Below are 25,320 nucleotides of genomic sequence, written 5' to 3'. Positions count from 1 at the left end.
CGGCGAAGCTGCCCCCGCTGCAGCCTGGAGGTGTAAAGCCGAAAAAGCCCCAGCATCCAAGGATACTGGGGCTTTTTGCGGTCCGGACGGGACTCGAACCCGCGACCTCCGCCGTGACAGGGCGGCATTCTAACCAACTGAACTACCGAACCGTTTACCTCGCTACCCGCTTGTGGCGAGGTGTTGAAGTGGTGCAAAAGTAGAAGGCTGGTTTGGACTGTGCAACCCCGCGCCTAAAAAAAGATAAAAAAAGAAGACGGCCGGATTGTTTTGCACTGGCATTCAGGGAGAAAATTTTCTGAAAAAATCGGGCGGGGTGGGCAGTGTGCGGTATCCGGCCCTTCGCTTACCTTTGCTTTCTTCTCAATCCTACCCCTCGCACCCTCAAACGACGCACCCTGCCGTGGCTCAGCTCCTCGATTTCGAACAACCAATTGCCGCTCTCGAAGGCAAGCTCCGCGAAATGCAACAACTGGCCCTCGACAGCCAGGTAGATGTATCGGACGCGGTAACGGCCCTGGAAGCCAAGATAAAATCCCTTAAAAAGGAAACCTACCAGAACCTCACGCGCTGGCAGCGGGTGCAGCTCTCCCGCCACCCCGACCGGCCCTATACCCTTGATTACATTGAGGGCATGAGCGAGAAGTTCATTGAGCTGCACGGCGACCGGACGGTGGCGGATGACAAAGCTATGGTAGGCGGCTTTGGTGAAATTGACGGTCGCTCGGTGATGTTTATTGGTCAGCAGAAGGGCCGCAATACCAAGCAGCGGCAGTTTCGCAACTTCGGTATGCCCAACCCCGAAGGCTACCGCAAGGCCCTGCGCCTGATGAAGCTGGCCGAGAAGTTTGGTAAGCCCATTATCACGCTAATTGACACGCCCGGCGCATTTCCGGGCCTGGAGGCCGAGGAGCGGGGGCAGGGCGAGGCCATTGCCCGCAACCTCAAGGAAATGTTCCTGCTCAAGGTGCCGGTTATCTGCATTGTGATTGGGGAAGGCGCCTCGGGTGGGGCCCTGGGCATTGCTATCGGCGACCGGGTGCTGATGCTGGAGAATACCTGGTACTCGGTAATTTCGCCGGAAAACTGCTCTACTATCTTGTGGCGCAGCTGGGATTATAAGGAGCAGGCGGCGGAGGCTATGAAGCTCACGGCGGCTGATATGCTGGGCAATAAGCTGGTGGATGGCATCGTGAAAGAGCCCCTGGGCGGAGCTCACACCGACGCCGCCGCCATGATTAAAACCCTCAAAAAGACCATTCTCGATACCTTGGACGAGTTGGAAGCGCTACCCCACGAGGAGCGCATCAGCCAGCGCATCGACAAGTTTTCGAACATGGGCGTGGTGCTGGAATAACGGCAAGCGGCCGAACAACTCCGTGTCATCCTGAGCGGGGCGCAGGACCTTTTCACATTGTAACGATTCGTTCAGTTGTGATAAGGTTCTGCGCTCCGCTCAGGATGACATTTTTTTATTCCTTTACCGTCTCAATCTCATTCCTTCGTTATGACCGTTCATACTCTCGATACCGGCCTGTTTAAACTGGATGGTGGTGCCATGTTTGGTGTGGTGCCCAAAAGCATGTGGCAGAAGCTGGTGCCCGCCGACGACAACAACATGTGCACCTGGGCTTTGCGTTGCCTGTTAATAGAGGATGGTAACCGGCTCACGCTGGTGGACACGGGCATTGGCAGCAAGCAGGACGAGAAGTTCCGGGGCCACTTTTACCTGCACGGTGCCGATACGCTGGAAAATTCCCTGCGGCAACGCGGTTTTACCTCCGCAGATGTCACCGACGTATTTCTGACGCATTTGCACTTCGACCACGTGGGCGGGGCCGTGGTACGCACCCCCGATGATAAGCTGCAACTGGCCTTTCCCAGGGCCACTTACTGGAGCAACCAAGCCCATTGGGACTGGGCCACTGCGCCCAACCCGCGCGAGAAGGCCAGTTTCTTGCAGGAAAATATCCGGCCCATTCAGGAAAGCGGCCACTTGCAGTTTGTGGATGGGGGCGTGCCGGCCGGTCTGCCGGGTTTTCAGGAAATAGTGCTGGTGGATGGTCACACTGAGAAAATGATGCTGCCCGTACTGCCGTACAAAGGCCGGACGCTGGCTTTCGTGGCCGACCTGATTCCGAGTGCCGCGCACGTCCCGCTGCCGTATGTGATGGGCTACGATATGCGCCCCTTGATGACGATGCAGGAAAAAGAGAGCCTGTTGCAGCGGGCCGCCGCCGAAAATTGGGTGCTGGTGCTGGAGCACGATGCCCAAACGGAATGCATCACGGTGCAGAACACTGAAAAAGGCATTCGGGTAGCCGAGCGTTTCCAGCTAAGTGAGTTGTAGCGCGCGTGTTGATTATTGGCGTGGCGTTGCTGGTTTTTCGTTGCTGATTCTCAGTCTATCATAGCCCCGCGAGTCTCGTAATGCAGACACCACCTTCCGCCACCTTTCCCGGCCAGCCTTCCCCAAGCATCCACCCGCCAGCAGCCACTCAACTGGCCCTGGCTTTATCTGGCGGGGGAGCCCGGGGTATTGCGCACCTCGGCGTGCTGGCCGCACTGGATGAGTTGCAACTGCCCGTGGCCCAGTTGGCGGGCGTTTCGTCGGGGGGGATTGTGGCGGCCCTGTACGCGGCGGGTATGCCGCCGCGGGAGGTGCTGCGGCTGTTACAGGAGCTGTCTATCATCCGGATTACCCGCGTGGCGCTGAGTAGCTACGGCCTGTTGCGGCTGGATGCAGTGGGGACACTGCTGGAGCAACACTTGGGCGCAGGCTGCACTTTTGAGCAGCTCCAACTGCCCCTAACGCTGGTGGCTACGGATTTACTGGCGGGCACTTCCGTTCGGTTTTCCAGCGGCCCCCTATTACCGCCGTTGCTGGCCTCGGCCGCCGTGCCCATCCTGTACCGGCCAGTGGAGTACCAGGGGCGGCAGCTGGTAGATGGGGGCTTGCTCAACAATTTGCCCGTGGAAGCGCTGGTTGACCCGCTGCAGCCGGCGCGGCGCGTTGTGGGTGTACACTGCAACCCGCCCAACCCAGCGGCTCAGGTTACCAACTTTCGGGCCCTGGTGGAGCGCACATTTAACCTGGCCATTGGGGGCAATACCGTGCAAAGCCGGCAATTGTGCCACCTGCTGCTGGAGCCGCCGGCGCTGCGGCAGTACCGCACCATGAGCTTCCGCCGCGCCCCCGAACTGTTTGCTATTGGCTACCAGTACACGCTGAGCCGCGCTCAGGAGTTGCGGGCGTTATTAACGGACGGATAGAATGGCTTCCGCCGCATTTCTCTAGCTTTGGGATACGGTAGCACTTTTTTACTCCCACCCAGCTACTGCTTTTCTGGTTTATGGCCCGCAAGACATCTACTTTCTGGTATCTTTTTTCCAAATTCTGGTTCTGGCTGACGGGCTGGAAATTGGGTCCGCAGGTGCCGCCAAACATCAAAAAGAGCATGATGATTGCCGCCCCGCACACCAGCAACTGGGATTTTATGTTTGCGCGGGCCGCCTTCTTTCTGATGGATGTGGATGTGAAACTGACCATCAAGAAGGAGTGGACCACCATTCCGGTGCTGGGCGCGCTGGTGCGCAGCCTGGGCGGCCTGGCCGTAGACCGGAGCAAAAACAACAGCCTCGTGGACGGCATGGTGCAGCTCTTTAATGAGCGGGATGAGTTGGTGATTCTCATCACCCCCGAAGGCACCCGTAAGTACCAGCCCAAGTGGCGTAAGGGCTTTTACCACGCGGCCCTGGGTGCCGGCGTGCCTATTCTGCTCGGCTACCTCGATTATAAGAACAAGGAAGCTGGCGTTGGCCCCGCCTTCTGGCCCACCGGCGACTACGAGAAGGACCTAGAGGAAATCAAGGCCTTTTACCGCACCAAGCAGGGCCGCTTCCCGGAAAAGGGCGTGCGCTAAGCGGTGGGGCACTTATAAGGAGCATAACAGAGGCGTTGGAAAGCAACCGGCGGGCCGGCTATTTTCCAACGCTTCCTGCTATATTGCCTGCCCCACGCTGTATTTCCGCGTGCGGCCGCCTCATGGAAAAGCTGCAAACTCTGGTCTGGCTGTTGATTGGCCTGGGTGTTTTCATCTGGCGCATGGTGCAAAAAGCGCGTGCTACCACGCAACAGGAGCAGCGCGAACGGCCTGGCACCACTGGAAAGGTGCCGCCGCTGCCAGTGAGCAGTTTTGAAGAGCTCCTCAAGCAGATGCAGGCCCAAAACCGCCCGGCTCCGACGCCAACCCCCGCCCCGGTTGCTCCGGCCGGCCGGCCGTTATCCCGGGAAATCACACTGCCGGCCCGCAGCATGGAGCGCACCGAAACGGCCGCTCGCTCCTTGGAGCGGCCCACTACCGCCCGCTCTCTGGAAGCGCCGCGCCGCGAAGCCCGGCTGGCATCCTCGCTGCCCCGCACCAATACCCGGCACGGCCAAGAGGATTATTGGAGCCGGCAGCCGCGGCCAACTCACCCGCAAGAAACCCGCCGCACCGTAGCCGACATGCTGCGAAATCCCGCCGATGTGCGCGCCGCTTTTGTGCTGGGCGAGATTCTGCAGCGCCGTTTTTAGGCCGTTAAGCAAATGAAAAGCTGCTTTCAGCAGTGCATCCGGGCTGTTTGACCTGCTGCGTAGTTCTGCTGTTTGCTGAGCTTCTGCCAAGCGTTAGTGTAGCTGCCCACTACACAAGGCCGCCGCGCATGCCAACGCCCGAATGCGCACTCCGGCGCCGCTTGGGTATGGTATAGTGGGTAAGTAAGCAAAGGCGCAGTGGTTCCTGCCACCATAGTGCTAGTCCTGGGTGAGGGCATACGTGACCAGGTTGGCGCCCATTTTCAGGGCCGCCTCGTGGGTTGCGGGGGTATCCTCGGGGTAGGTGCCCAGGTCTTCCCAGCCGTTGCCCAGGTCGCACTCAAAGCTGTAGAAGCACACCAGCCGCCCTTTGTACAGCAGTCCGAAGCCCTGAGGGCGCTTGCCGTCGTGCTCATGCACTTTGGGCAGGCCCTGCGGAAACTGAAACTTCTGGTGGTAAACGGGGTGCGTAAACGGCAGCTCCACAAAATCCAGTTCCGGAAATACCTTCTTCATTTCGGGCCGGATGAATTTGTCGAGGCCGTAGTTATCATCGATGTGCAGAAAACCGCCCCCTACAAGGTAGCGGCGCAGGTTACGGGCTTCGGCGTCGGTGAAGGTGACATTGCCGTGGCCGGTCATGTGCACGAAGGGATAGGTAAGCAGCTCCGGCGAATCCAGTTCCACGGTGGCTTCTTCGGGGTCGATGTTGGTGCGCAGGGCCTGGTTGCAGTAGCGGATCAGGTTGGGCAGGCTGGTTTTGTTGGCGTACCAGTCGCCCCCGCCGCCGTAGTGCAGCTTGGCAATCCGGAAGCTGGGCGCTACGGGCCGGACAGCGGCCGTGGTAAGTAACAGCAGGAGGAGCAGAGCGGGAAACAGGTATCGGGTCATTATCCGCAGGGAATAGTAAGATTGTACATCTGAGCGGCAAACGGTAGCTATTTTACCGCTGACGGGGCCGCGCGTCACGGATCAGCAAGGTACCGATTACCTCGTTCTATCGGGCCTCTCCGCTGTTCCCATCTACTACACTGCAATCCGCAAAAAGATGCCCCAGCAACAACTGCTTCACTTCCTGCAAAGCACGGGCTCCATTAGTCCGGCCCAGGCTGAGGAAATAGCACCGCACTTTCACTTTACTACGCTGCAGCCACAGGAGTTTCTGCTGCGGGCCGGCCAGATAAGCCACGACTACCTGCTACTAACGGCCGGGCTGGTGCGGGCGTTTGCCCACGATACTGATGGGCGCGACATCACCACGGGCTTCTTCGGGCAGGGCCAAGTGGCGCTGGAAGTGTCGTCGTTTTTTTCGCGTCAGCCTTCCCAGGAGAATATGCAGGCGCTGACGGCTTGCGCGGGCTGGCGGCTGCCCCACAGCCAAATGAACGCGCTATTCCACACACGAAATGAGTTTCGGGAGTTTGGTCGGGCTGTTCTGGTTCGGGGCTTCGCCGCCCTCAAAGCCCGGATGCTATCCACAATAACCCAACCCGCTGCGGTGCGCTACGAGCAGCTTGTACGTACCAGGCCAGAAGTGGTACAGCACGCTCCCCTCAAACACATTGCCTCTTACCTGGGTATCACGAATTCCTCCCTGAGCCGGATTCGGAAGGGGCCGGGACATTAAGTAAGCGGAGGGAGGATTACTTGCCAAATGGCAAGCAGTCTGGCCGGTTGAAGCAGTTTCTTTACTACTCAACTCACCTGTGCCAATGCCGCACCCTATGCACCCTGTACCCGGCCTGCTTTCAAGTATGTTTGTGCTTACCACTGCCCTGGCGGCGGGGGTGTTTTGCTGGGCCGTACCCCAACGTGGGAGGGTGGCGGCCGTGCTTGCTTTGTGGCTGCTGGGGCTAGGTGCTTTGGCTTTGAGCGGCTTCTTTTATGCCCACACGCACACCCTGCCGCCCCGGCTGCTGCTGGCTATAGGGCCACCGTTGTTAGGGGTGGTGCTGCTGGTAGCTACGGCCCGCGGCCGGTGTTTTCTGGCCCAGCTTCGCCCCGAGGCCCTAACGCTTTTCCATGTTGTGAGAGTACCGGTAGAACTGGTATTGCTCGGGTTAGCGTATCACCGGGCAGTACCAACACTAATGACTTTCGAGGGCCGAAACTGGGATATAGTGACCGGGCTGACGGCGCCGGTGGTCTACTACGTCGTGTTCAGTCGCCAGCAGCTGGGGCGGTGGGGGCTGTTAGTCTGGAACATAGCGGGGCTGGTGCTCCTGCTGAATATTGTAGCTCACGCGGTGTTGGCCGTGCCCTCGCCCCTGCAGAAACTGGCTTTCGAGCAACCCAACGTAGCTGTGCTATATTTTCCGTTTGTGTGGCTCCCGGGCTGCGTAGTACCACTGGCCCTTGTGGCTCATCTAGCAGCCTTGCAACAGCTACTGACGCCTGTGAAGGAGCCTGCCCGCGCCGGATAGCGTAGGTTATTCGGCAGCCAGCTCCCGCGCCACGTGCACCGTGTGCACGGCCGCCAGCGCGGCTGTTTCGGTGCGCAGGCGGGAAGCTCCCAGCGTTACCGGCCGGATGCCCAAAGTAAAAGCCGCCTCTATTTCCTGGGGGGTAAAGTCGCCTTCCGGGCCAATCAGAATGCAGCACGCCGCCCCGTTAGCCGCCACGCGGGCCAACGCAGTCCGTTCGCCTTCCTCCAAGTGGGCAATAAAAGTGGTTGCCGGGGCTACGGTCGGCAGAAAACGGTTGAAATCCGTCAGTTCGGTAAGCTGCGGCAGCCACGCCTGGCCCGACTGCTTCAGGGCGCTGACGGCAATTTTCTCCAGCCGGTCCAGCTTCAGCTCCCGCCGCTCGGAGCGGGCACAGCGCAGAAACGTAATAGTATCCACGCCCACTTCGGTAGCCTTTTCTACCAGCCACTCCATGCGGTCCAGGTTCTTGGTAGGGGCCACTGCTAAGTGAATCTGGTAGGAGCGGGGCAGTATCTGCTGCACCTGCACCACCCGGAGCTGGCACCGCTTGGGGTTGGCGTCAGCTACCTCGGCCGAAAATACTCCGCCCCGGCCGTTTACCAGTTCCACGGTGTCGCCCTGGCCCAGGCGCAATACCCGCACGGCGTGCTTGCTTTCGTCTTCGGGCAGGGTGTAGGTGGCGGTGGCAGCGGTAAGGTCGGGAGCGTAAAAAGTATGCGGCATGCGGTAAAGGTAGAAGAATTGCCCCGCTCCAGAGTAACTACCACCGGCACAGCGCGTACAGCAAGGCGGGCCTGTCAGCGGCCTTACCTACTCATCCTCTGTACCCGACATCCATGGCTACTACCCTAAAAAAACTTAAAGATCAGGTTATTGTAATTACGGGCGCTTCGTCCGGCATCGGGCTGGTAACGGCCCGGATGGCCGCCGCCAAAGGGGCCAAGCTGGTGCTGGCCGCCCGCAGCGAAGATGCGCTGCAGCAACTCACGGAAGAAATTACCCAGGCGGGTGGCACGGCCATTTACGTACGCACAGATGTAAGCAAGCCCGAGGAAGTGCAGCGCCTGGCCCGGGAGGCCATTAGTAAATTCGGCCGTTTTGATACCTGGATCAACAACGCAGGCGTTTCTATTTATGGCAAGCTGGAGGAAATTCCGGTGGAGGATATGCGGCAGTTGTTCGAGGTGAATTTCTGGGGCCTGGTAAACGGCTCCCTGGAAGCTGCCAAACACCTCAAGCAGCAAGGCGGCGCCATCATTAACGTTGGCAGTATTCTCTCGGATATTACCGCTATTCTGCAGTCAATTTACTCGGCCAGCAAGCACGCGGTGAAGGGCTTTACCGACGGGCTGCGGATGGAGCTGGAAATGGACGGGGCCCCGGTAGCCGTTACGCTTATTCAGCCCTCGGCCATTGATACGCCTTACCCGGTGCACGCCAAAAACTACATGGAGCGCGAAGCCAAGCACGCGCCCCCGGCCTACGCCCCGGAGACTGTGGCGCGGGCCATTCTGCACTGCTGCGTCACGCCGGAGCGGGCCGTAGTGGTTGGCGGCGGGGGCAAAGCTTTCATCAGCATGGAGCACTGGACGCCCGCGCTGCTAGATAAATTCATGGAAAAGGCATTTTCCAAGCAGGAAAAGGCCGATTACGCACCTCGCCCCCTGCACCAGAACGCCCTCGACAAACCCATGGGTGCTTTGGAAGAGCGGGGCAACTACCCGGGCCACACCCGCGAAACCAGCTACTATACTGAGGCCATTACGGCGGGCAGCTCCGGCTTGCGCACTGCTTTGCTTTTAGGGGCTGGTGTAGCCCTGGCTGCTTGGTTGGGCAACAAGAGCAAGCTGGGCAGCAGCCACGATGAGCAGGAGGAAATCAAGGCGGCGGCTTTCCACGACAATTAGAAATCCGTTACCAGTCCTCTAAAACTTAAAAGCGCCCCGCTGCCAAGAGGTAGCGGGGCGCTTTTGCGCAAATTAGCGTCAAAAATGCGTGGTTACAGCACGTCGTTCAGCAGGCCAGCCAGCCGGACACCGGCTTCCACCATGCGCTGCTTCATCAGCTCGGCGTGAGCAGGGTAGTACTTGTAGTCGACGTCAGTGCCCGAAGGCGTTTCCTGGTACAGCTTCTCGCTGGCGCTATAAGATTCCCAGAGCCACTGCTCGGGCGCGGCGGCCTGCAGCTGTTTGATTTGGCGGCGGCCCAGCTTTTGGTCGTACTGGTGGGCCATTTCCGTGTAGCTCAAGCCCTGGTAGTCAATCAAACCACTGTCCCAGAGGCTGTGCAGGTTGGTGTCTTTGCCCCGATATTTTAGCTTGATGTCGTTGCCGCCCTTGTCCTCGGCGTGGCCGGTGTGCATGGGCTGGTGAATGTCGCCCACCAAGTGCACCACAAATTTCAGGGCTGCCGCCCGCTCGGCAGTGGGCTTGCTCTCGTCGCCGAGGATGCGCAGCTGCGTTTCCAGCGCCGAGTAAGCATTGGCGTTGGTCTGAGTTTTAACGGCCTGCACGTAGGCATCGTGGGCAAGGCCGGAGGGTGTGTTTACATAGTGCCAGGGGGCCGTATCCTTGAATTCCGGGTAGTAGCGAATTTCATCCGGCCAGGTGCTCACCAGCGTGAGGGTTTCGGTACCCAGCAGCTTTTTTACCTCACGCCGGGTGCTGCGGGAGAGGTGATTTTCGGCAATTTTTCCAACGGCGCGGTGCCCCTCAGCGCCCCAGGCCCACAGGCTCAGGGGTGACAGCAGGGCCAACAGCAGCGGCAACAGGCGCTTACGCATACAGGTAATGGAGAGAAGGAAGTGAAGTGAGAAGACAAACTTACTAGTTTTACCGCCACTCCACTGTATCCATTTGGTTATCATGTACCGAGAAAAATACGCGCAGAGCCGCGCCCTGCACCTTTATACTACTGGTCGCTCGCAGGAAGTGCTGCCTATGTTGCTGGAAGAAGGCGCGCCTCCCGAGCAAGCCGAGCCGCTAGCCCTCAAGTACCTGAAAATGCAGCGGCTTTTGGCTACAGAAGATGCCCGGAAACAGCTGAAAGCCTCTCAGATGCTGGTAACGATAGGGGCAGTGTTTCTGGCGGGTGGCACAGCCCTTACCTTACTAAGCCTGCTGTTTCTGGGTGGAAGCTACGTGCTATACCTGGGGGTACTACTGTTCGGAGCGGGTTTGCTCGTTAAAGGCATCACGGGAAAACAAGCTGCTACAAAACGGCTGCAAACCAGTTTCCCCTAGCCCAAAACTCAAACGAAAAGCCCCGCCAGCTGCAACTGGCGGGGCTTTTACAGGCCTGAAAGTACAAGGGCAACGCGTTATACGCCTGCCGCTACGGCTACTTTCGGCGCACCAGCGAGAATATCCTCATTGGCGTAGTCAGCGTACTTGCGGAAGTTGGCAACGAATTTCTCGGCCAGTTCAGCGGCCGTGCGGTCGTAGGCTTCCTTGTCGGCCCAGGTGTTGCGCGGGTCCAGAATTTCGGTAGGTACGCCGGGCACCGTGGTAGGCATTTCTACGCCGAACACCGGGTGCTTGTGGAACTCTACGTTGTCCAGTTCCCCGTTGAGGGCGGCCGTAATCATGGCCCGGGTGTAGCTCAGCTTCATGCGGGAGCCCACGCCGTAGGAACCGCCCGTCCAGCCGGTGTTCACCAGCCATACATTTACGTCGTTTTCCTCCATCTTCTGGCCCAGCATTTCGGCGTATTTGGTGGGGTGCAGGGGCAGGAATACCTGGCCAAAACAGGCCGAGAAAGTGGTCTGGGGCTCCGTAACGCCCATTTCTGTGCCAGCTACCTTAGCCGTATAGCCGCTCATGAAGTGGTACATGGCGTGGCACTTATCCAGCTTGCTAATGGGAGGCAGCACTCCAAACGCATCAGCTGTCAGGAAGAAGATATTCTTAGGAGCACCGGCCACGGAGGGCTCAATGGCGTTCGGAATGTAGTTGATGGGGTAGGCCGTGCGGGTATTCTCCGTCACCGATTTGTTGGCGTAGTCTACCGTGTGAGTGCCGGGCACGAAGCGCGTGTTTTCTACAATGGAGCCAAACTTGATGGCATTCCAGATTTCGGGCTCCTTTTCGGCGCTTAGGTCAATCACCTTGGCGTAGCAGCCGCCTTCAAAGTTGAAGATGCCGGCATCGGGGGTCCAGCCATGCTCATCATCCCCAATCAGGCCGCGGTTGGGGTCGGCGGAGAGGGTGGTTTTGCCCGTGCCCGAGAGGCCGAAGAAGATGGCCGTATCACCATCCTTGCCCACGTTGGCCGAGCAGTGCATGCTCAGGGTATCGTGCTTGTGGGGCAGCAGGTAGTTCAGTACCCCGAAAATGCCCTTCTTCATCTCGCCAGCGTAGCCTGTGCCCCCAATCAGAATCATCTTCTTAGAGAAGTTCAGAATGGCGAAATTCTTCTGACGAGTACCATCCACGGCCGGGTCGGCCTCAAAACCGGGGGCGCAGATGATGCTGAAATCAGGCGTCCAGCTCGTGTCAGTTCCTTCGGCCGGGCGCAGGAACATGTTGTAGCAGAACAAATTGTGCCAGGCCAGCTCGTTCACTACGCGCAGCTTCAGCTCGTAGTCGGGGTTGGCCCCGGCGTACGCGTCACGCACGTACACTTCCTTGTCTTCCAGGTACTGTACCATCTTCTGGTGCAGTTGGTCGAACTTGTCGGCGTCGAAGGGAATGTTGATGTCGCCCCACCACACTGACTCAGTGGTATCAGCATCTTTCACTACGAACCGGTCTTTGGGGGAGCGGCCGGTAAACTGGCCGGTATCGGCCATTAGGGCTCCGGTGTCGGTGAGGGTGCCTTCGCCCCGGCGCAGGGCGTGCTCTACCAGCTCGGCGGGGGTGAGGTTGAGGTGCACCTGAGCAGTGTGGGAGATGCCCAAGGGTGCAAGGCGAGCGTTGGCGGCGGAATCCATCATAAAAAAAGGGCCGAAAACGGGTTGGGGGTTGGGTGGGAAAATGGGGGAATTTGAGAACAAAAATAGACAAAAACCCGAGCCCTCTACGGTGAACCAGGAAAAAAGAGCGAATTTTCGCTCCTGTTTCTTTCGAATTACGAACGTTTGTCAGTTGACCAAGGCTTTATAAAGGGCCTTTCGATTGGGTTAAGAAACTTTTGTAGCTTTACCAACCTGCCCTGTTGTTGCAGCTGCGGGGTTTTGTTCACTTCACTTTTCTGTTTTTCATGCAAACAACCTCCGTTGTTCAGGAGCAATCCAATACCCAGCAAGGTCATCCGCCCGGGCTTTATCTGCTGTTCTTCACCGAGATGTGGGAGCGGTTCAGCTACTACGGCATGCGGGGCCTGCTTATGCTCTACCTGTCGAAAACAGCCCTGCAGGGCGGCTTGGGTATTCCAGCGGCCAGCGCCTCGCTGATTTACGGGTACTTCACCGGGTTTGTGTACCTGACTCCTATTCTGGGGGGCTGGCTGGCCGATAAGTACATCGGGCAGCGCCGGGCCATTCTCATCGGCGGGATTACGATGGCCATTGGGCAGTTCTTCCTGTTTATGCAGCCGGAACTGTCGCGGGAGGCGGCCTTTTTCGGGCTACCCTGGCCTACGGTGGTAGGTTTGCTGCTGCTGATAACGGGTAACGGTTTCTTCAAACCCAATATTTCGACGATTGTAGGCAAGCTCTACCAGCAGGGCGACCCCCGGCGCGATGCCGCGTTTACTATCTTCTACATGGGCATCAACACGGGCGCTTTCCTGGCCCCGCTGGTGTGCGGCTACCTCGCCGAGGATTTGTTTGCTACCAAAACCATGGTGGACGGCGTGGAGCAGGTGGCTAGCTACGGCTTCCGCTACGGCTTCCTGGCCGCTGGTATTGGTATGCTGCTGGGGCAGTTGGGCTTCAACCTACTGGGTAAGCGCTACCTCGGCGACGTAGGCATGTACCCTGAGGGGAACAGCGAAGACAAAACAGTAGCCAAAACGCCGCTCACCAAGGAAGAAACTGACCGTATGGCCGTTATCTTCATTATTACGCTGTTTGTCGTATTCTTTTGGGCTGGCTTTGAGCAGGCAGGGTCTTCCCTCACACTCTACACCGATAAATACATCAACCGGGAAGTGCTGGGGTTCCTGATTCCGACTTCCTGGTTTCAATCGGTAAATGCGGGCTTCATTGTGCTGTTGGGCGCGCCGGTAGCAGCTCTCTGGATCAACTTAGGCCGCAAGGGCAAGGACCTGAGCATTCCCGTGAAAATGGGTCTGGGCATGGTCTTGCTGGGTGTGGGCTTCCTGTTCATGGTGGGTGCCGTGTTGGAGCGCGGTGGTGATGTAGCCGACCAGACCGTGAAGGCCAGCATCCTGTGGTTGTTGGCTACCTACTTCTTCCATACCGTTGGGGAGTTATGCCTCTCGCCGGTTGGCCTGTCGATGGTGTCGCGCCTGTCGCCGCCCACGCTCACTTCCATGCTCATGGGGGTGTGGTTCCTGGCGCCTTTCGTTGCCCAAATTGCGGGTGGCTACATTGCCTCTTACGTTGAGGAACTCGGCGCACTGAAGGTATTTGGGCTGATTGCCGGCTTTGTTATTCTGGCCGGGGTTATCCTGATTGCCATTGCCAAGAAGCTGTTCTATATGATGCACGGCCGCGGCTAAATCACGGATTTAGACGGATGTTGAGGATTACACGGATTCCGTTCTTCATACAGAGAAAGCCCCGCCGGACGTTGATTCGGCGGGGCTTTTTTTATGGAGAGTAGTACAATCTAACCAGCTAACTACAATCTGGCTGTCTGACTATAGATGTTTTTGCTTCTTCTGTAATGTATCTGCTGTATGTCTGATAAAATGCACACGTGGCTGGTGGTGGCCGTAAGCCTGTTGCTACTGTAAGACGGCCTCGGAATCGTGAGCGTACAGTACAGGTAAGCATACGGTATGAAACGCACCACGACCCATGTCTTTCAGTAATAACTGGCCGTAACCTCTGCGCCGACTACCAGTTCGATAAACGGACGACTGTTGGTGTCGGAGTTCTGCTGTTGGCGCTTATCGGCTTCAGCAACCAACTCATCCGTAAAAAGTAGCTCGCTATTTGTCCGGCCAACGCAAAAAGGCCCCGCTGGCAATGCCAACGGGGCCTTTTTACAAATCAGAACGGAATCCGGTGAATCCGTCTAAATCCGTGATTACATCATGCCGCCCATGCCGCCCATGCCTCCAGCAGCGCCGGCACCGGCACCACCTTTATCATCCTCGGGCTCATCCGAAATTACGCACTCGGTGGTCAGGAGCAGGCCGGCAATAGAAGCGGCATTTTCCAAGGCCAGACGCGTTACTTTGGTAGGATCGAGGATACCAGCGGCCATCAGGTTTTCGTACCGGTCTTCGCGGGCATTGTAGCCGTAATCGGCCGAGCCTTCGCGCACCTTCTGTACTACTACCGAGCCTTCGCCACCGGCGTTGGCCACGATGGTACGCAGGGGAGCTTCGATGGCCGTGCGGATGATGTTCACGCCAGTCCGCTCGTCACCGTTCAGGGTGTCAACCGACTCCAGCGCATCCAGAGCACGCACCAGGGCTACACCACCGCCGGGTACCACGCCTTCCTCAACGGCAGCGCGGGTAGCGTGCAAAGCATCGTCCACGCGGTCCTTCTTCTCCTTCATTTCTACCTCCGTAGAAGCACCGATATAGAGAATAGCTACACCGCCCGACAACTTGGCCAGACGCTCCTGCAGTTTCTCCTTGTCGTAATCGGAAGTAGTAGTACCGATTTGCGACTTGATTTCGTTTACGCGGCCGGTGATACCATCCTTATCACCACGGCCATTCACGATGGTCGTGTTGTCTTTGTCGATGATAACTTTCTCAGCCTGACCGAGGTACTCCAAGGTAGCCGAGTCCAGCTTATAGCCGCGCTCCTCCGAAATAACGGTACCACCCGTCAGTACAGCAATGTCTTCCAGCATGGCCTTACGACGGTCACCGAAGCCAGGGGCTTTCACGGCGGCAATTTTCAGCGAGCCGCGCAGCTTGTTTACTACCAGCGTGGCCAGAGCCTCACCGTCCACGTCCTCGGAGATGATAACCAGGGGCTTACCGGTCTGAACAACTTGCTCCAGCACAGGCAGCAACTCCTTCATGGTGCTCACCTTCTTGTCGTAGATGAGGATGTAAGGGTTGTCAAACTCAGCCTCCATTTTCTCCGGGTTGGTCACGAAGTAGGGGGAGAGGTAACCACGGTCGAACTGCATACCCTCCACCGTTTTTACCTCGGTTTCGGTGCCGCGGGCTTCTTCTACGGTAATCACGCCTTCTTTACCAACCTTGTCCATGGCGTCGGCAATCATTTTGCCGATTTCCATGTCGTTGTTGGCCGAAATAGCGCCTACCTGGGCAATTTCCGAGGAGTTTTCAATTTTCTTGGACTGGGACTTCAGGTTAGCAACCACGGCTACAACAGCCTTGTCGATGCCGCGCTTCAGGTCCATGGGGTTGGCACCGGCGGCTACGTTCTTGGAGCCGGCCGCGTAGATGGCCTGGGCCAGTACAGTAGCCGTAGTAGTGCCGTCACCAGCCTGGTCGGCGGTTTTGCTGGCTACTTCCTTCACCAGCTGGGCACCCATGTTCTCAACCGGGTCACTCAGTTCAATTTCTTTGGCAACCGTCACACCATCTTTGGTGATGCTGGGAGCCCCGAATTTCTTGTCGATAACCACGTTGCGGCCTTTGGGCCCTAGGGTTACTTTCACGGCGTTAGCCAGTTTATCAACGCCGCGCTTCAGTTTGTCGCGGCCTTCGGTATCGAATTGGATGTTCTTAGCCATCAGTTATTCGGATGTTTGAAATCAGAGAGGAATGAGAGAAAGAAGCCCTTACAGTACGGCAAAAATGTCCGACTCCTTCATGATGAGGTAGTCCTGGCCATCAATGGTGATTTCAGTGCCGGCGTACTTGCCGTAGAGCACCTGGTCACCCACGCTTACCTGGGGCTTGAGGGTAGTGCCATTATCGGCCACTTTGCCTTCACCTACAGCTACTACTTCGCCACGCTGGGGCTTTTCTTTGGCCGTATCGGGGATGATGATGCCCGATTTGGTTTTTTCCTCGGCGGCAGCAGGCGCGATAATTACGCGGTCAGCCAGCGGTTTGATGCTAAGCGACATATTGTACGTTTTGGTTGAAAGGTTTACTTAAAACGAGTGGTGCCTGGCTTGCTACACTTCCTGTGCCAGCCCCGCAAAACCTGACAGAATGAACGCCCACGGGAATTTTGGCAGCTACTACCCGCAAGCGAGTGGCAGACTTGGCAGAAAAAATAGCCAGCAGGCCCGTCCCTGTACGCCCCCAAACGGCAGAAGTTCGTGCATAATCCGGCTGAGCTATGAGCCCAAACAAAAACCGGTGGCTCCTTGGGGAAGGAACCACCGGTTAAGAATGAGTAGCAAGCCAGTTGAGTTAGTTGCCAGTAGCCGGAGCCGGAGTTGGTTGAGCGGGGGCTGCAGCCGGTGCGGTAGTTGGAGCCGTGCTGGGAGCCGTAGCGCCGGGGGCAGCAGGTACCGGAGCACTGGGCGCGGGGGCCGGGCGGGATTCCAGGGCTTTTTGCTGGTTGATGCTGCGCACCGGACCGTTGGCGGGGGCGTCCTCAATGACGTGGGTACCCAGGCTCAAAATCATCAGCCCGATGGCAAAGCCCCAGGTCAGTTTTTCGAGCAGGTCGCCGGTGCGCTTAACGCCCATAAGCTGGGCGGCGCCGCCGGCACCAAACTGGCTGGAAATTCCGCCGCCTTTGGGGTTTTGCGCCAGCACCACTACGGCCAGCAGGAAGCACACAAGAAGAATCAGGGCAATAAGAACGTAGTACATCTACTCCGAAGGTTGTTGCAGTTGTTGGATTTGCTCGGCAAAATACGCCTTTTTTTCGGGCTGGCGTTCCATCAGGCGCTCATATATTTCAATGGCCTTATCCTTCTTGCCCTGGCGCACCATGATTTTGGCCAGACTTTCGGAGGCTATTGCCGGAGCCGTATTGAGGCTGCGCACTGACAGATCGGGTTGCTCCTCGGCGGGCAGAGGCACTCCCGTGGGGGTTTTAATGCGCGGCTGCGCTTTCAAAAAACGGTTAATCAAATCGAAGGAAGAGGCCGACGGCTTTGGTTTATGCGCTTTCAAATGGGCCAACAGCAGCGCGTCGGGCTCGAAAAAAGCATCCAGAGGCAAGTCCAGCGTGTAGCCGTCGTGGGCCTGCAGGTCGTAGCCCAAGCGGCTGCCGGCTCCCAGTGCATAGCCCAGGTCGGCATCGGCGCGGAAGGGGGCCGTGACTACGGGCGGCGGAGAGAGAGGCAAGGTGCTCAGTGTGGGCAGTTCTTCCTCTTCTTCCTCAAGCCCGGGCAACTGGTAGGCAGTGGGAGCAGGCAGCTCGGGCCGGCTCAAGCCAAACTCGAAGCGGGAAATACCCGCATCAGCTGGCGGCCGAATGGGCGGCGCTACGGCCGGTAGCTGGTCATCGGGAGCAGCACCGGGGTCGGCTACTGCATCTTCTGCCATAGTATCGGGCAACTCCGCTACGGCGGCCTCTGCACTGGTATCTTCGGCTTTCAGAGGCGTAGCCTCGGCTTCGGATGCTGCCGGCAGCTTACTTTGTGGCTCTGAAGAAGCAGGTTCTGGCGTGGTAGAGCTTGGCTCCGGAAGCGGTGAAATATGTTCAGCTGCCTCCGGCGCAATTTCGGGGGTGGCAGGTTCAGAAGGTAGCGCAACGAGAAACAGGGCTTCCGTTGCTTCTGCCGCCGGTTGAAGCTCTTCCGCTGCTGGCGCAAGTGCCGAAGTCTCTATTTCCGGATCGGCTGGCAGTGTTTCGGAAACATCCGCTAGCTCCTGGTTTGGAGCGGATGCCTCATCAACTGAGGGAAGCAGAGCCGGCTCAGGTGCTATGAGGGGTGCAACGGGTTGCTCAGCAGCGGGCGGGGCAACCGTGGCCGCTGACTCCAGTAGCTGCCGCAGCAGGTCCCGGTTGGCGGCGTAGGTAGCGGCCCGGCGTAGGCGCTGGCCCGCCAGCATGCTGCCCCGGTCGTGGGCGGCTTTGGCCAGTAGCACATGCGCCGTTTGGCAGTACGGAAAAGCAGCCGCCAATTGCTCCAGCTCCCGGATTTCGACGTCCGAAATTCCATTGACATGGTCCAGAATGTGCAAGAGCGACGCGCGGGTCATTCGGTAAAGACTAGGGCAGTGCACTCATTCACAAGGGAATGAGGCCGCTGCGCGGGGAAAAGAGGAAGGAAGCCAGAACCACCGAAAATGGGGGTGGGGCCGCAACAATACGCCAATTTAGGCATTAAACCTGGGCAGTGCTCAGGCTACCAGTTGGCTACTGATTTGTTGAAGGCATCAGTAATGAGGTTGCGGAACAGCTCCCGCAGGGCCGTGGGGTCGTTGTTGATGCTGGTAATGTCCTGGTTAGCGGGGAAGGGCCGGGTAGTTTGCAGCGTCTGTTCGAAGTCCTGCTTGGGGTCTTTGGTATTGGTGAATTTCACCCGCACCTGAATGGTAAGCTGGTTGGCCCCAGCCTGGTCCTGCCCGTTGGCTTGCTGGATGGCGGCCGGGGCGAAATCATAGGCAATAATCTGGCCCTCAAACTGTAAATCACCGTCCCGGGGTACCAGTTTCAGCGAAGTATTGCGCTGGAAGTAGTCCTTGAAATCCTCCGTAAACCGCGGCGACAAAAACGACGGCCCGTTGTTAGCATTGTTGGCGAAGGTGGCAATGGAAATCGTCTTAGTGGTATTATAGTCAACACTAGTACCGCTGAACGAATACATGCAGCCGCTGAACAGAGGCAGCAGTAGCAATACACACAGCCCGAAAGCCCAGTTACGCTTGTTCCAGATCATATTGCTTGAGCTTGCGGTAGAGAGTGCGCTCGGAAATACCCAAATCATGCGCGGCGTATTTGCGCTTGTTGTTGTGCTTTTTCAGGGCTTTGATAATCATTTCCTTCTCCTTGGCCTCCAAACTCAGGGTTTCCTCCTCGGTTTCGTGGGAAATGTCTTCTACCCGCTGTGCGTCCTCGTCCTCGTAGTCAGTGGCGTCCTCCACGGCCAAGTCGCGCGGGTTCAGGATGAAATCCGATGCCCCCACCTCGGGGCGCAAGGGCCGGGCCGTAGGGCCATCGTAGGGCGAAACCTGCACGCTGGTGAAGAGGTGACTGTTTTGGCGCAGCAGCTCCTGGGCCTCGTGGGGGCGCTGCCCGCCGGCCAGGTCCAGCACCAGCTTTTTGAGGTCAGTCATGTCGCGGCGCATGTCAAACAGTACCTTGTAGAGCAAGTCCCGCTCCGAGTAGGCATTGCCGGCTCCATCCGTAGCGCCACCGGCGGCGCTGACCAGCATGGGCAGTTGGGAGGTTTGCTCCTGGGGTAGGTAGCGGCGCAGGCCGCGGGAATCAATCTCCCGGTCGGTTTCCAGCACCGATATCTGCTCGGCCACGTTCTTAAGCTGGCGGATGTTGCCGGGGAAGCGGAAGCGTTGGAGCTCCTGCACCGCGTCAGTGGTGAGGCTGATGGGCTTCACCCGGTAACGGTCGGCAAAATCCGTAGCGAACTTTCTGAACAGTAGGTAGATATCATCTCCCCGTTCACGCAGGGGTGGAACGGTAATGGGCACCGTGTTGAGGCGGTAATACAGGTCTTCGCGGAAGCGACCTTCGCGCACGGCGTCCAGCAAATTCACGTTGGTAGCGGCCACCACGCGCACATCGGTCTTCTGCACCTTGCTGGAGCCGACGCGAATAAACTCGCCGTTTTCCAGCACTCGCAGCAGCCGGGCCTGAGTACCCAAAGGCATTTCCCCAATTTCGTCGAGGAAAATAGTGCCGCCGTTGGTTACCTCGAAGTAGCCTTTGCGGGCTTCCTGCGCGCCGGTAAACGAGCCTTTCTCGTGCCCAAACAGTTCCGAGTCAATGGTGCCCTCAGGAATGGCCCCGCAGTTGATGGCAATGAACTGCCCGTGCTTGCGGGGCGAGAGGGCATGGATAATCTTGGAAAACGACTCCTTGCCGGAACCACTCTCGCCCGTTATCAGCACCGTCATATCCGTCGGGGCCACCTGCGCCGCCACCTGAATGGCGTAATTCAGCGTGGGCGCATTCCCGATGATGCCGAAGCGCTGTTTGATTGATTGTATTTCGGAAGGAGTCAAGTCAGAAGGTGGTTTTCGGAAAGAAAGACGAAAAACAGGACGGATTATTTTATGCGTACCGCAACCGGGGGCGCGGAGCTGGAATAGGCCGATTAAGCTCACGGGCTGTTTCCAGCCATTCTGTAATAATTACGGCCGCGTTAGTCAGAGCTTCTGCCTGAGTAGAGCCATCGGCCATGCAGCCGGGCAAGTCGGGAACTTCCGCTAAGAAAGCTTGATCATCCTCACTCCAGGAAATCACAATGGCGTATTGTTGAGCAGCATCCATATTATTTCTTCGGTTTGAGAGGAATAATAACTGTTGGTAATGTCTGTGAAATGACCCGCAGGCCCGGTGCTGGAGTTAACGTAAAGTCATACTTCTGCAATAACTCCCGGACCTGCTTTACTTGGTATGGTTTTGCTACGCCTCCAGAAGTAGGTTGTAGATTGATAATTTCTTCTACTCCCTCCTTCGTAAAAATGTGATGACTACCTCTGATACGCTGTGAAAATCCAATTTTCAAAAGCAGGCCGCATAACGCAGTAAAATCGAGCGTTTTGTCGCTATAACCGCTCAATAGCGTTGCGACAAATTTTTCTAGCTTACTCATTCCGGCTACAAGTGGAGCAACTTGATTACACGAATCAACTATACAATCTCCCCGATTAGCGCAGCGCCGGTGGTGCTGGTTACCAGCACGTTCACGTAGTCGCCTTTCTGAGCAGTGCCGCGGGGGAAGATGACCACTTGGTTCTGGCTGTTGCGGCCGCTGAGCTGCTCTTCCGAGCGCTTGGAACGGCCTTCTACCAGTACCTGGTGCACGCGGCCGACCATGCGAGCATAGCGGGCCCGGGCATGCAGTTGCTGACGGTCAATAACTTCCTGCAGGCGGCGCTTCTTCACCTCCAGCGGAATGTCGTCTTCCAGCTTGCGGGCGGCCAGGGTGCCGGGGCGCTCCGAGTAGAAGAAGTTATAGCCCATATCGTACTGCACGAAGTCAATCAGGCTAAGCGTGTCCTGATGTTCTTCCTCGGTTTCGGAGCAGAAGCCGGCAATCATGTCGGTGCTGATGGCACAGTCCTCGCCCATAATGCGGCGGATGGCCCGCACCCGCTCCTCGTACCAGGGCCGGTCGTAGGTACGGTTCATGAGGGCCAATACTCGGGAATTACCGCTCTGGGCGGGCAGATGGATGTACTTGCAGATGTTGTCGTACCGGGCCATCGTGTGCAGCACCTCATCAGTGATGTCCTTGGGATGGGAGGTGGAGAAGCGCACCCGTAACAGCGGGCTGATGAGGGCCACCCGCTCCAAGAGCTGGGCAAAGTTCACCGATTCGGTACCGTCTTCCGAGGCCCACTTGTAGCTGTCCACGTTCTGGCCCAGCAAAGTAACTTCCTTGTAGCCAGCGGCTACCAGATCGCGGGCTTCCTGCACGATGCTGTGCGCGTCGCGGCTACGTTCCCGGCCCCGGGTGAAGGGTACCACGCAGAAGGAGCACATATTGTCGCATCCCCGCATGATGCTGATGAAGGCCGTGATGCCGTTGCTGTTGAGGCGTACCGGCGTGATGTCGGCGTAGGTTTCCTCCCGGCTCAGCAGCACGTTTACGGCTTTCTGGCCGCCATCTACCTGCTGAATCAGCTGGGGTAGGTCCCGGTAGGCATCGGGGCCCACTACCAGGTCCACCAGCTTCTCTTCTTCCAGAAACTTGCTTTTCAGGCGCTCGGCCATGCAGCCCAACACACCCACCAGTAGGCCGGGGTTGCGCTTTTTATGGCTGTTGATCTGGGAAAGGCGCATGCGCACGGTTTGCTCGGCTTTTTCGCGGATGGAGCAGGTGTTGAGCAGCACCAAATCGGCGCCATCGAGCTGGTCGGTCGTATCAAAGCCCTGCTCAAATAGAATGCTCGACACGATTTCCGAGTCGGAGAAATTCATCTGACAGCCGTAGCTCTCAATGTAGAGCTTGCGGCTTTTGCCCGTACGGGTAGCGGCCTGCACGCGCACTTGGCCCGAGGGCTCGTGGGCGTGCGTGGCGGCGTCCACGGCGGGCGTGGGCAGGGTGGGCGTATCGAGAAAATCGAGGGTCAGGAGCGGTTGCGACATAGGAAAAGGCCTGCAGCAGGCAGCAGCTTCACAATTCAGAGAACGGCAAAGGTAAGTCTTTTAGCCTGAAAATGACAGAATGGCAGAACGGTGAAGTAGTGAAATTGTGAAACGGTGAGTTGCCATTGCAAGGCGGCACGACGCGGCAGCCCGTCCTATTCAGCGCGCAAAATTTCGACCTGCCCAAAAGACCTTGACGCCAATACTAAACGTCAGGGCCCTTTTATGGCTTCAGCATTTGGAGCGGCTAGAAGCAAGGATTGGGTCCTTGTACCTCCTCGCAATGACAGTCGGGTCACTCATTCACCGTGGTGCCCAACACCTCCAGCATGGCGCGGGCCTTGAGCAGGCATTCCTCGTACTCTAGCTCCGGCACTGAGTCGTAAGTGATGGCCGAACCGACCTGGAAGCTGAGGTAGCCGGTATCCTGGCGGTACTGCAGGCTGCGGATGACTACGTTGAACTCGAAGTTGCCGTTGGGCCACACGTAGCCGATGCTGCCGCTGTACAGGCCCCGGCGGGTACGCTCATAGTGCTCAATCAGCTGCATGGCCCTGATTTTGGGCGCGCCGGTCATCGAGCCCATCGGGAAAGTAGCGCGCAGTATATCTACTATATCCACCCCGGGGCGCAGCTTGGCGGTAACCGTGGAAATCATCTGCCAGACGTGGCGGAAGGGGTAGAGGCCGAATAGTTCGGGCACTTGCACGGTGCCGATTTGGGCCACGCGGGCCAAGTCATTACGCACCAAATCCACTATCATCAGGTTTTCGGCCCGCTCCTTTTCGTCGTGCAGAAGCGTGGCACGTTGCCGCTCATCCTCGGCGGGCGAGGCTCCGCGCCGGATGGTACCTTTAATGGGCTGGGAAACGATAACCGGTGCGTGGTGGGAGAGAAACCGTTCCGGTGAGGCGCACAGCAGGAAATGGTCGTGGTGGCGCACGAAGCCGGCAAACGGAGCCGGCGAGGCCTCATTCAGCCGTAGAAATACATCTACTGGGTTCAGGCTGACGTTTTCGGCGTAAAACTCCTGGCACAAGTTCAACTCGTATACCTCCCCGTTCAGAATATCCTCCCGCACGGCTTCCACAGCCGCCAGGTACTCGGCTTTGGGCATGCGGGGCGTAAGGGCCGGAACCTGGATGGCTGCGGGTGCGGGCGCAGCCGTTGCCAGAATGGCGGCCAGCACGTTCTCAGTCCGGCCGTGGAACTCTACCACATCAGCCTCCCAGCGCAGCCAGGTATGGGGCCGGAAAAAGTGCAAATGCGCCCAGTTGAGGCCGGAAACATTACGGCTGTGCAGGTCTTCGATTTCGTTTTTGACCTCGTAGCTCAGAAATCCAAAGTGAGGGCCAGCCGTAGCAAACTGGGTTAGCCAGGACCGTAACTCTTCCAGGGTACCAGGTGCGTCGGGGGCCTCATCGGCCACGCCCAGCAGGTGGTCAAAAGGGCCATTCGGGTACTGCAGACCGTTCGGTTCAAAATACGCGCAGTAAGGGAAACCGGCCGCCCAGCGCAGCGCGCGAGCCCGGAAATCGGCAGGTAACTCGGAAAGGGGAATAGAAAGCATGGCGGAGGACACGGGGCAAAGGTACGCGGCCCCGGGCCGGAAACGGGTGGTTGGGCGCTTACTCGCCTAACTCCTTCAGCGCCAGTTTGGCTTTGGTATCCGTGCTGTTCTTGTACTCGTGGCGGGAGTAGCTCAACGCCTTCTGAAAATACGCGCGGGCGGTGGCTTTGTGTCCTTCCACCTGGTACAAGTACCCAAGCTGCAGGGCTGACTGCGGGGCAAAATAGTAGGGCGCACTGCCCGCCAGAGCAATAGTGCGGGCATAAAATGGCCTAGCCGAATCGGGGCGGCCCAGCAAGTGCAGGGCCCGGGCCCGGCGGTAGGGTTCCTCCAGCCGGTCGCGCAGGGGAGTAGTATCCGTGGCCTGAAAACCGTCGAGGGTGGTCAGCGCCTCGCGGTAGTAGCCCCCGTCAATCTGGAGGCGGGCACGGGTGAGTTGAGCGTTAAGGGGCTGCTTGTCCTCCAAAAACCGTTGGGCGTAAGTGTCTTCCTCCAGCACCGTGCGGCCCCCGCCGCCAATGCGGCGGCGGTACTGCTCGGCGGCCGGGGCCGCTCCGCTCAGCCAGGCAGCCAGGTAGAGCTTGAAGTAGGCATCCTTGCGGTAGTGCTGGCCCTGATACTGCTGAAGAAACTGCAGGTTTTCGCGTTGGGAAGCCGCGTACTGACCCTGATAGAGTAGTAAATCGGCGGCCATGTGGTGCAGGTAGGGCAGCGGCAGGTAGTCGGGACCGGTGGGGCGGGCACGGTAGGCAGCCAGGGCAGCATCGGTGCGGTGCTGCTTTTTAAGCTGGCTAATGAGCAGGTAGCTCAACAGCAGACTCTGGGGCTGCTGGCGCTGCAGGGTCTGCACGAGGGCCAGGGCCGCCTCGGGCTTTTTGTAGTAGGTTTCTTCCAGCAGGGCCAGAATCAGGCGGGCTTCCAGCTGAAAATCGTTGGGCTGAGTAGCGGCCCGGCGCAGGTTGTGCAGGCCCGCTTCCACGGAGCCCGGCAGCCCCAGCAGCTTCAGAAACCAGCGGTACGACTCCGGCAACGACCCGATGAAGAACTGGAGCATGCCCAGCGTTTTGCGGGCCGGCAGAAACTGCGGGTAGCGCCGTACCACCTGCTGCATCTGCTGATAGCTCTGGCGCAAACTCCAGGCTCCCTGCACCTCGTGGCCAAACACCACCTGCGCCGCCGCCTGGTGCAGGCGGATTTCAGCAGCGGTGTAGGCCTGCAGCGGGCCGGCCGGCTGCTTGTCCAGCAGCTTCAGGCGGGCGTCCTGGGCAGCTACTGTGGCCTCGTAACGGCGGGCATCCTGGCTGACCAACAGCTCCGTAATGCTCAGGCAGTCCTGCACCAGTAGCGCACCGGCATCCGTACCGGCAAGGCTGGCACGGGCCGGCCGCATGTTCAGCACCTCGGCGTAGGCTCTGGCTTGCGCAGGCGTGAGGACTTCGCGCGGTGATTCGCCGCGGCATATACTAGGAGTTGCAGCCAAGTGCAACAGCAGCCA

The 25,320-nt window shown here is 58.3% G+C and carries 25 protein-coding genes and 1 tRNA gene; 10 read left to right on the top strand and 16 right to left on the bottom strand.

Annotated features, from left to right (window positions below; all coding sequences use genetic code 11):
* Positions 1-78: 78 nt before the first annotated feature.
* Positions 79-152, bottom strand: a tRNA-Asp gene (locus tag ABIB60_RS07190).
* A gap of 251 nt (positions 153-403) precedes the next feature.
* On the opposite strand from ABIB60_RS07190, the gene ABIB60_RS07185 reads away from it, so the two are divergent.
* From ABIB60_RS07185 to ABIB60_RS07165, 5 genes are all read left to right on the top strand, one after another.
* Entirely contained in the window at positions 404-1,357 is a 954-nt protein-coding gene (locus ABIB60_RS07185) for an acetyl-CoA carboxylase carboxyltransferase subunit alpha (protein ID WP_354579163.1), read from the top strand.
* A gap of 150 nt (positions 1,358-1,507) precedes the next feature.
* Complete coding sequence (locus ABIB60_RS07180) at positions 1,508-2,350, top strand: MBL fold metallo-hydrolase (protein WP_354578786.1); 843 nt, start codon at positions 1,508-1,510, stop codon at positions 2,348-2,350.
* An 80-nt stretch (positions 2,351-2,430) separates the two neighbouring features.
* Positions 2,431-3,273, top strand: a complete 843-nt coding sequence (locus ABIB60_RS07175; RefSeq protein ID WP_354578785.1) for a patatin-like phospholipase family protein — start codon at positions 2,431-2,433, stop codon at positions 3,271-3,273.
* A gap of 80 nt (positions 3,274-3,353) precedes the next feature.
* Positions 3,354-3,923, top strand: a complete 570-nt coding sequence (locus ABIB60_RS07170) for a 1-acyl-sn-glycerol-3-phosphate acyltransferase (protein ID WP_354578783.1) — start codon at positions 3,354-3,356, stop codon at positions 3,921-3,923.
* A gap of 122 nt (positions 3,924-4,045) precedes the next feature.
* On the top strand, positions 4,046-4,576 hold the full coding sequence (locus tag ABIB60_RS07165; protein ID WP_354578781.1) for a hypothetical protein: 531 nt from the start codon (positions 4,046-4,048) through the stop codon (positions 4,574-4,576).
* Positions 4,577-4,795: 219 nt separating this feature from the next.
* Here the strand turns inward: ABIB60_RS07165 and ABIB60_RS07160 are convergent, their stop codons facing one another.
* The gene (locus ABIB60_RS07160) at positions 4,796-5,467 is read right to left on the bottom strand and encodes a DUF4159 domain-containing protein (protein ID WP_354578780.1); all 672 of its coding nucleotides are present in this window, start codon (positions 5,465-5,467) and stop codon (positions 4,796-4,798) included.
* Between the two features lie 157 nt (positions 5,468-5,624).
* On the opposite strand from ABIB60_RS07160, the gene ABIB60_RS07155 reads away from it, so the two are divergent.
* Together ABIB60_RS07155 and ABIB60_RS07150 are read left to right on the top strand one after the other, a co-directional pair.
* Positions 5,625-6,203 (top strand): Crp/Fnr family transcriptional regulator, encoded by a 579-nt coding sequence (locus ABIB60_RS07155; protein ID WP_354578778.1) that lies wholly within the window; start codon positions 5,625-5,627, stop codon positions 6,201-6,203.
* A 127-nt stretch (positions 6,204-6,330) separates the two neighbouring features.
* The gene (locus ABIB60_RS07150) at positions 6,331-6,999 is read left to right on the top strand and encodes a DUF8737 domain-containing protein (protein ID WP_354578777.1); all 669 of its coding nucleotides are present in this window, start codon (positions 6,331-6,333) and stop codon (positions 6,997-6,999) included.
* A gap of 6 nt (positions 7,000-7,005) precedes the next feature.
* Here ABIB60_RS07150 and ABIB60_RS07145 read toward each other — a convergent pair whose 3' ends face one another.
* The gene (locus tag ABIB60_RS07145) at positions 7,006-7,725 is read right to left on the bottom strand and encodes a 16S rRNA (uracil(1498)-N(3))-methyltransferase (protein ID WP_354578776.1); all 720 of its coding nucleotides are present in this window, start codon (positions 7,723-7,725) and stop codon (positions 7,006-7,008) included.
* Positions 7,726-7,838: 113 nt separating this feature from the next.
* Here ABIB60_RS07145 and ABIB60_RS07140 point away from each other — a divergent pair, with 113 nt between their 5' ends.
* A complete protein-coding gene (locus ABIB60_RS07140; RefSeq protein ID WP_354578774.1) occupies positions 7,839-8,909 on the top strand; it encodes an SDR family oxidoreductase in 1,071 nt (356 codons plus the stop codon).
* Positions 8,910-9,001: 92 nt separating this feature from the next.
* Here ABIB60_RS07140 and ABIB60_RS07135 read toward each other — a convergent pair whose 3' ends face one another.
* Positions 9,002-9,784, bottom strand: a complete 783-nt coding sequence (locus ABIB60_RS07135) for a S1/P1 nuclease (protein WP_354578773.1) — start codon at positions 9,782-9,784, stop codon at positions 9,002-9,004.
* Positions 9,785-9,866: 82 nt separating this feature from the next.
* Between ABIB60_RS07135 and ABIB60_RS07130 the strand changes: the two genes are divergently transcribed.
* Positions 9,867-10,244: a hypothetical protein gene (locus tag ABIB60_RS07130; protein WP_354578772.1), complete on the top strand. Its 378-nt coding sequence runs from the start codon at positions 9,867-9,869 to the stop codon at positions 10,242-10,244.
* Positions 10,245-10,321: 77 nt separating this feature from the next.
* Here the strand turns inward: ABIB60_RS07130 and pckA are convergent, their stop codons facing one another.
* Positions 10,322-11,935 (bottom strand): phosphoenolpyruvate carboxykinase (ATP), encoded by a 1,614-nt coding sequence (gene pckA / locus ABIB60_RS07125; RefSeq protein WP_354578771.1) that lies wholly within the window; start codon positions 11,933-11,935, stop codon positions 10,322-10,324.
* 266 nt (positions 11,936-12,201) lie between these two features.
* Here pckA and ABIB60_RS07120 point away from each other — a divergent pair, with 266 nt between their 5' ends.
* Positions 12,202-13,626 carry a peptide MFS transporter gene (locus tag ABIB60_RS07120; protein ID WP_354578769.1) on the top strand — a complete coding sequence of 475 codons (1,425 nt, stop codon included), beginning with the start codon at positions 12,202-12,204 and terminating at the stop codon, positions 13,624-13,626.
* Between the two features lie 533 nt (positions 13,627-14,159).
* On the opposite strand, the gene groL is transcribed toward ABIB60_RS07120, so the two are convergent.
* From groL to ABIB60_RS07065, 11 genes are all read right to left on the bottom strand, one after another.
* Complete coding sequence (gene groL, locus ABIB60_RS07115; RefSeq protein ID WP_354578767.1) at positions 14,160-15,800, bottom strand: chaperonin GroEL; 1,641 nt, start codon at positions 15,798-15,800, stop codon at positions 14,160-14,162.
* A gap of 48 nt (positions 15,801-15,848) precedes the next feature.
* Positions 15,849-16,139: a co-chaperone GroES gene (gene groES, locus ABIB60_RS07110; protein WP_315996365.1), complete on the bottom strand. Its 291-nt coding sequence runs from the start codon at positions 16,137-16,139 to the stop codon at positions 15,849-15,851.
* A 292-nt stretch (positions 16,140-16,431) separates the two neighbouring features.
* The gene (gene secG, locus ABIB60_RS07105) at positions 16,432-16,839 is read right to left on the bottom strand and encodes a preprotein translocase subunit SecG (RefSeq protein ID WP_354578765.1); all 408 of its coding nucleotides are present in this window, start codon (positions 16,837-16,839) and stop codon (positions 16,432-16,434) included.
* On the bottom strand, positions 16,840-18,180 hold the full coding sequence (locus ABIB60_RS07100) for a DUF8458 domain-containing protein (RefSeq protein ID WP_354578763.1): 1,341 nt from the start codon (positions 18,178-18,180) through the stop codon (positions 16,840-16,842).
* Between the two features lie 146 nt (positions 18,181-18,326).
* Entirely contained in the window at positions 18,327-18,860 is a 534-nt protein-coding gene (locus tag ABIB60_RS07095) for an LptE family protein (protein WP_354578761.1), read from the bottom strand.
* Positions 18,841-20,163, bottom strand: coding sequence for a sigma-54 interaction domain-containing protein (locus ABIB60_RS07090; RefSeq protein WP_354578759.1), 1,323 nt, complete (start codon positions 20,161-20,163; stop codon positions 18,841-18,843). Before ABIB60_RS07090 ends, ABIB60_RS07095 begins: the two co-directional genes overlap by 20 nt.
* Positions 20,164-20,212: 49 nt before the next feature.
* Entirely contained in the window at positions 20,213-20,431 is a 219-nt protein-coding gene (locus tag ABIB60_RS07085) for a type II toxin-antitoxin system HicB family antitoxin (RefSeq protein ID WP_354578758.1), read from the bottom strand.
* A 1-nt stretch (position 20,432) separates the two neighbouring features.
* The gene (locus ABIB60_RS07080; protein ID WP_354578757.1) at positions 20,433-20,756 is read right to left on the bottom strand and encodes a type II toxin-antitoxin system HicA family toxin; all 324 of its coding nucleotides are present in this window, start codon (positions 20,754-20,756) and stop codon (positions 20,433-20,435) included.
* A gap of 38 nt (positions 20,757-20,794) precedes the next feature.
* A complete protein-coding gene (gene miaB / locus ABIB60_RS07075; RefSeq protein WP_354578755.1) occupies positions 20,795-22,255 on the bottom strand; it encodes a tRNA (N6-isopentenyl adenosine(37)-C2)-methylthiotransferase MiaB in 1,461 nt (486 codons plus the stop codon).
* Between the two features lie 295 nt (positions 22,256-22,550).
* Positions 22,551-23,825: an aminodeoxychorismate synthase component I gene (pabB, locus tag ABIB60_RS07070; RefSeq protein ID WP_354578754.1), complete on the bottom strand. Its 1,275-nt coding sequence runs from the start codon at positions 23,823-23,825 to the stop codon at positions 22,551-22,553.
* A gap of 58 nt (positions 23,826-23,883) precedes the next feature.
* A complete protein-coding gene (locus ABIB60_RS07065) occupies positions 23,884-25,305 on the bottom strand; it encodes a tetratricopeptide repeat protein (RefSeq protein WP_354578752.1) in 1,422 nt (473 codons plus the stop codon).
* Positions 25,306-25,320 lie beyond the last annotated feature (15 nt).

It is taken from the genome of Hymenobacter sp. UYP22 (genome assembly GCF_040547285.1).
Classification (GTDB): Bacteria; Bacteroidota; Bacteroidia; order Cytophagales; family Hymenobacteraceae; genus Hymenobacter.
The sequence above is the reverse complement of the archived record's forward strand: the minus strand, read 5'-3'. Positions and strand labels throughout refer to the sequence as shown.